Source organism: Methanomassiliicoccales archaeon (genome assembly GCA_029907465.1).
Classification (GTDB): domain Archaea; phylum Thermoplasmatota; class Thermoplasmata; order Methanomassiliicoccales; family JACIVX01; genus JACIVX01.
Genome location: JARYLV010000036.1, coordinates 1 through 4,498 on the forward strand (window position 1 = coordinate 1; position 4,498 = coordinate 4,498).

General features: G+C 49.7%; 5 protein-coding genes. All 5 read left to right on the forward strand.

Annotated features, from left to right (window positions below; translation table 11 throughout):
- The coding region (locus tag QHH00_08405; protein MDH7509391.1) for a CoB--CoM heterodisulfide reductase iron-sulfur subunit A family protein at nt 1-1,518 on the forward strand (1,518 nt) is incomplete at its 5' end.
- A gap of 2 nt (nt 1,519-1,520) precedes the next feature.
- A complete protein-coding gene (locus tag QHH00_08410) occupies nt 1,521-1,973 on the forward strand; it encodes a hydrogenase iron-sulfur subunit (protein MDH7509392.1) in 453 nt (150 codons plus the stop codon).
- 58 nt (nt 1,974-2,031) lie between these two features.
- Nucleotides 2,032-2,346 carry a hypothetical protein gene (locus tag QHH00_08415; GenBank protein MDH7509393.1) on the forward strand — a complete coding sequence of 105 codons (315 nt, stop codon included), beginning with the start codon at nt 2,032-2,034 and terminating at the stop codon, nt 2,344-2,346.
- 2 nt (nt 2,347-2,348) lie between these two features.
- The gene (locus QHH00_08420; protein ID MDH7509394.1) at nt 2,349-3,374 is read left to right on the forward strand and encodes an oxidoreductase; all 1,026 of its coding nucleotides are present in this window, start codon (nt 2,349-2,351) and stop codon (nt 3,372-3,374) included.
- Nucleotides 3,371-4,498: Ni/Fe hydrogenase subunit alpha (locus QHH00_08425; protein MDH7509395.1), on the forward strand; the 1,128-nt coding region annotated here is incomplete at its 3' end. The genes QHH00_08420 and QHH00_08425, both read left to right, overlap by 4 nt.

The window sequence follows — 4,498 nt, forward strand, 5'->3', positions numbered from 1 at the left end:
ATCAAAGAGAAGATCAAGGAGTACAAACTCAACCGTGTTGTTGTCGCATCTTGCACACCGAGGACACATGAGCCTCTTTTCCAGAACACGATCAGAGAAGCCGGACTGAACCCCTACCTCTTTGAAATGGCTAACATCCGAGACCAGTGTTCATGGATCCACATGCACGAGAGGGAAAAGGCGACAAGAAAATCAATGGACCTCGTCAGGATGGCAGTTGCAAAGGTGAGACTTGCAGAGCCGCTGAAGAAGTTCAAACTGCCTGTTAACCAGACGGCAGTTGTCATCGGCGGTGGGCTCGCTGGGATGACCGCAGCTCTCGAGATCGCGGCACAGGGCTTCAATGTGCATCTGATTGAGAAAACGGATCGCCTAGGGGGCAACCTTTCTAAGCTACAACTCCCCGAAGGGGGTAAGAAACCACAGGCGTTCATCGATGAAACGATCAGGAAGATCATGGAATCGAGGAATATCACCGTCCATCTGAACAGTGAGGTAACGGATGTTACAGGATTCGTTGGCAACTTCAAGGTCAAGACTAAGGACTCAGAGATCGAGGCTGGAGCTATAATCATTGCAACAGGAGCTGAGGAATACAGGCCAACGGAGTATTTCTACGGTCAAGATAGCAGGGTGATGACGCAGCTTGAGCTCGAAAAGAAACTCGCGGACGGTGCGTTTTCGTCGAAGAAGATTGCGATGATTCAGTGTGTAGGATCGAGAAATGAGGAAGTGAAATATTGCAGCAGGATTTGTTGTGCACATGCGATTAAGAATGCGATCGAAATTAAGAAGCGATCCCCAGCCACAGAAGTCTATATCCTGCATAAAGACATCAGAACGTATGGGTTCAGGGAAGAGTTGTACAGAGAAGCGGCCAGTCTAGGCGTTAATTTCGTCAGATTTCCGGAGAAAACTCCGCCAGTTGTCGAAAGGGAAGGGGATGCGCTTGTCGTCAGGGTTATGGATCAAACGCTGGGTGAGGAAGTCGCACTCAAGATGGACAGTGTCGTGCTGAGCACAGGTGTGAAACCAAATCCCGACAACGAGAGAATCGCGAAAATGGTGAAGGTACCGCTGAGCAAGGACGGTTACTTCCTAGAAGCCCATATGAAACTGCGACCCGTAGATTTCGCAACAGAAGGTGTTTTCCTCGCCGGACTCGCCCACTGGCCGAAATTCATTGATGAGACAATCGCACAAGCTTGTGGGGCCGCTGCGAGAGCGATGACGATCCTTTCAAAGAAAGAACTTGAGACTGAAGGTATCATCGCAGCTGTCAATGAGTATGTTTGCGATGGTTGTGGGATTTGTGAGCCTGTTTGCGAGTACAAGGCAATCCAGATTGTGAAGGACCCGTCGAACCCTGAGAAACTAAGGGCAGTGGTTAATGAGGGGCTTTGCAAGGGATGCGGTGCCTGCGTTGCTGCCTGCCCATCCGGTGCGATGGAGCAAAAGGGATTCAAGACAGTGCAGATGATTGCAATGATCGATGCTGCACTCTCAGGAGGTGATTAGGAATGTCAATTAGCGATGTTGATACAGTTTCTGTGGAAACACAGGAGGAGTGGGAGCCGAAGATCATTGTTTTCTGTTGCAACTGGTGTTCGTATGCAGGCGCAGACCTCGCTGGTGTTAGCAGACTCCAAATGCCACCAAACTTCCTCGTGATCAGAACGATGTGTTCAGCAAGAGTTGATCCTGAATTCGTGCTGAGAGCTTTTGCCAAGGGTGCCGATGGAGTGCTCGTAGCTGGTTGCCATCCAGCAGATTGCCATTACATCGGCGGTAATTATCGTACGCGGCGTAGAATCGCGATGTTGAGGATGCTCCTCGAACAATATGGTTTCAATCCCGACAGGCTCCGACTCGAATGGATATCCGCCTCAGAAGGTGAGAAATTCCAAAAAACGATCAAAGAGTTCATCGAAACGATCAAAGAACTGGGGCCGAACCCGCTCAAGGAGGAGTGAGAACATCAGGATCGAAAAAAAGATCGATGCAGCGATTAGGATGATGGAAAGCGAACGTATGAGGTGGCTCCTGGGAAAGAAACCGATCCTCACTACAAAGGGCAATGTGTTTGGAGAGATCGTCACCGAGACGAGGTGCGACATCGTTCTTCACAACGCAGCAACAGTAGAGATTGAAAGGAACATGATACTTCAAGAACTCGAAAACGGGCCGAAAACTGTCCACCAACTCCATGACCTCACCGGGATCCCAAAAATGGACATCGTCCGACACTTGATCGCACTCATGAGGTGGCGAAAAGTCGAGTTTGCGGGTAGAGAGGGAGACTCCCCTCTTTATTCGGCCTTAACACTCCCTGAGAAGGAGGCTTGATGATGGAAAAGGTGAAAATTGCACAATACTGGGGGGCAGGTTGCGGGGGTTGCGATGTAGCTCTACTGGATATTGACGAAAAGATACTGGGCGTCGCAAGCATCGCAGATATTGCCTTTTGGCCGATTGCTGTCGATGCGAAATTGAAGGATGTCGAGGCGCTTCCAGATGGTGGCATTACGGTGACATTCTACAACGGTGCGGTGAGAAACAGCGAAAACGAACATGTCGCAAAGCTGTTGAGAAAGAAATCAAAGATTCTGGTTTCATTTGGCTCGTGCGCTTGCTTCGGTGGGATACCGGGTCTTGCAAACCTATCAAACAGCAAAGAAATCCTCGAACATGTTTACAAGCACACATTCTCAACGGTCAACGAAGAGGGGACAATTCCATTGACAGAATGCGAAGTGCCGGAAGGATCCCTTGAGCTCCCTGTTTTATATGACCAAGTTCTGACGCTCGATGATGTCGTCGACGTCGATTATTATATGCCAGGCTGTCCCCCTACCGTAGAACAGATCAACCAGTTCCTTGACATCGTAGTTAAACATCTGACTGAAGGTGCGCCGCTGCCTCCAAAAGGGGCTGTCATCGCCTCTGAGAAAACTCTGTGCGATGAGTGCGGAAGGAAAAAGACGGTCAAGGCGGTCGATAGAATCTACTTGCCATTCGAAATCGACATTGACCCAGAAAAATGCATGCTCGAGCAAGGCGTCATATGCCTTGGGCCCGCAACGAGGGCGGGGTGCGGTGCAAAGTGTTTGAAGGCGAATCAGCCGTGCAGAGGATGCATGGGTCCGACTGCGGCAGTAATGGATCAGGGCGGCAGCATGCTGAGCGCACTCGCCTCGATTTTCAAGGTTTCTGACAAAGAAACACAACTATCTGAAGATGACATTATCAAGATGATGTCACAGGTAAAAGATCCGCTCGGAACCTTCTATGCCTTCACTATGCCTAAATCGATCATTAAGAAGAGGGTAAAGGAAAAGAAGAAAATCAAAGAAAAAGTGGTGGTGAAACAATGACACCCGATGTATGGGATCAGCCCCAAAAGATCAAGGAAAAGAGGATCACGATCGATCCGATCACAAGACTCGAAGGACACGGCAAGATTGAAATCTTTCTCGATGACAACGGCAATGTGAAGAACGCTTACTGGCAGGTTCCAGAGCTCAGAGGATTTGAAAAATTCTGTATCGGACGATCGGTCGACGAAATGAACAAGCTAACTGCAAGACTCTGCGGCGTCTGTCCTGGCGCTCATCATATGGCCTCGACGAAGGCACTTGACGCTGTGTACGACGCGGATCCACCTTCCGCTGCGAAGAAGCTGAGGGAACTCTTCTACTCGGCGCATTACGTTCACAGCCATATCGCTCATTTCTATGCTCTCGCCGCCCCTGACTTTGTCTTGGGTCCCGCTGCGCCAGCGGGCAAGAGAAACATCCTAGGCGTTGTCGACGCTGTCGGTCTTGAGATTGGAGGGGCCGTCATCAGACACAGGTCTTACGCCCAGAAAATCCAGGAGATGCTCGGTGGAAAGGCAACTCACCCCGTTTGCGGGATTCCCGGCGGTATGTCGAAGCCTATCAGTGAAGACGAAAGAAAAGAGATCGAAAAGATGGCAAAATCCTGCGTCGAGTTTTCCAAGTTTACATGCCAACTTTTTGAGAACGTCGTCCTCAAGAACAAAGATTACCTCTCGATCATCATCGATCCGAACATCTTCTACAACGAAACGAACTATGTTGGACTTGTGGACAAAAACAATAAGATCAATTTCTACGACGGCGTGCTCAGAGCGATCGATCCAAAGGGAAACGAAATCGCCAAATTCGATCCAAAGGATTATCTCGAGTACATCGGCGAACATGTCGAGCCATGGAGCTACGAAAAGTTCTGTTTCTTGAAAAAAATTGGATGGAAAGGGCTTGTTGACGGGCCAGATAGCGGTGTCTACCGTGTCGCACCCCTAGCAAGGATTAATGTGTCAAGCGGATTCGCGACGCCGCTTGCACAGGCAGAGTACGAGAAGATGATAGGATTCTTCAGGGACGCTGGCGTGAAGGGGCCAATTCACCACACGCAAGCGTATCATTGGGCTAGGGTTATCGAACTTCTCTACGCCCCCGAGAGATTGCTTGAACTT

Excerpts from the sequence above, each read along its gene's own strand:
- QHH00_08410 (MDH7509392.1), top strand. The coding sequence starts at position 1,521 with ATGTCAATTAGCGATGTTGATACAGTTTCTGTGGAAACACAGGAGGAG.
- QHH00_08415 (MDH7509393.1), top strand. The coding sequence starts at position 2,032 with ATGAGGTGGCTCCTGGGAAAGAAACCGATCCTCACTACAAAGGGCAAT.
- QHH00_08420 (MDH7509394.1), top strand. The coding sequence starts at position 2,349 with ATGGAAAAGGTGAAAATTGCACAATACTGGGGGGCAGGTTGCGGGGGT.